Origin of the sequence: Campylobacter sp. BCW_6460 (assembly GCF_001762705.1) — a bacterium.
In the GTDB taxonomy this organism is placed as follows: domain Bacteria; phylum Campylobacterota; class Campylobacteria; order Campylobacterales; family Campylobacteraceae; genus Campylobacter_D; species Campylobacter_D jejuni.
In genome coordinates this window covers 1-1,255 of record NZ_MJXI01000036.1, presented here as the reverse complement: position 1 = coordinate 1,255, position 1,255 = coordinate 1, and the positions used below count along the sequence as shown (strand labels likewise).

Sequence of the window (1,255 nt, the reverse complement as noted above, 5' to 3'; positions counted from 1 at the left end):
TAAAGAATTACTTTCTAAAAGAAAGAATTTAAGTGATACAGCTATCATTGTTTCTACAGGACCATCTCTTACTAAACAACTTCCTTTATTAAAAAAGTATGCTAGCAAAGCTACGATTTTTTGTGCGGATTCTTCTTATCCTATTTTAGCTAAGCATGATATAAAGCCTGATTATGTTTGTATGCTTGAAAGAACCAAAATTACTGCTGAATTTTTTAATCATGATTTTGGAGAATTTGATAAGGATATTGTGTTTATTTGTGCTGGTGTTGTTCATCCAAAAGCGATTGAATATTTAAAGGATAAAAATTTAATCATTACTCAAAAAGTTCTTGGTTTACCATATTATATAAATCTTAAAGATTTTTCTTATGCTGCTGTAGGACTTAGTGTTGCACATACATTATCTTATCTAGCAACTTATCTAAGTCATAAAAACATCATTCTCATAGGACAAGACTTAGCCTACGCAAAAAATGGCAATTCTCATCCTGATGATTATCAAAATTCTGCTAACTATGAAAGTCAAATGTATGAGCATATTTTAACTACAGCTTATGGTGGGAAAGAAGAAGTTAAAACTCACGCTATATGGCTTTTGTTTAAAAATTGGTTTGAAAAAGATATGATTCCAAATACCACAAAATTAGGTATCACCACCTACAACTGCACCGAAGGTGGAGCAAGGATAGAAGGAACTATAGAAAAACCTTTTCTTTGGGCTTGTGAGAATTTACTTTATAAAGATTTAGATAAACCTTTTGAAAAATTAGAACCTTTAAGTTTAAATAAACAAAATGAGTTTTTACTTAAGGCTTATTATAAAGTTTATCAAAGTATTAAACATTGTAGAGATTTTAGTAAAATACTCAGCAATGATTTTGAAAATATACAAAGTATATATTTGAGTTTAAATGAAAAAGAAGAATATTTAAATTTAGCTATTAAAAAAATAGATGAATTTAAAAACAAACTTGAAGATATTAAACAAATGCAAGACTTGTATGAAATTTTAGGTCCTTTACTGACACAATTTGAACTTAATCTTGCTAGAATTTATGTTTTAAATCCTAAAACCAAAGAAGATGCTTTTAATAAAAGTATTCTTTGGATAAAAGAACATTTAGAATTTATGGAATTAGTTTATGGACATATCAAAGCACAAGAAAGTGCTTTGATTAAAAATATACTTCCTTTAGAAGAAAAACTTAAAGAAAGAAAATTAGATAAATGGATGGAAAGGGTAAGAAGGTGA

1 protein-coding gene is annotated in these 1,255 nt (G+C 27.6%); it reads left to right on the top strand.

The window, feature by feature from the left end; genetic code table 11:
- The coding region (locus AJ881_RS09605) for a motility associated factor glycosyltransferase family protein (RefSeq protein ID WP_261660247.1) at nucleotides 1-1,255 on the top strand (1,255 nt) is incomplete at its 5' end.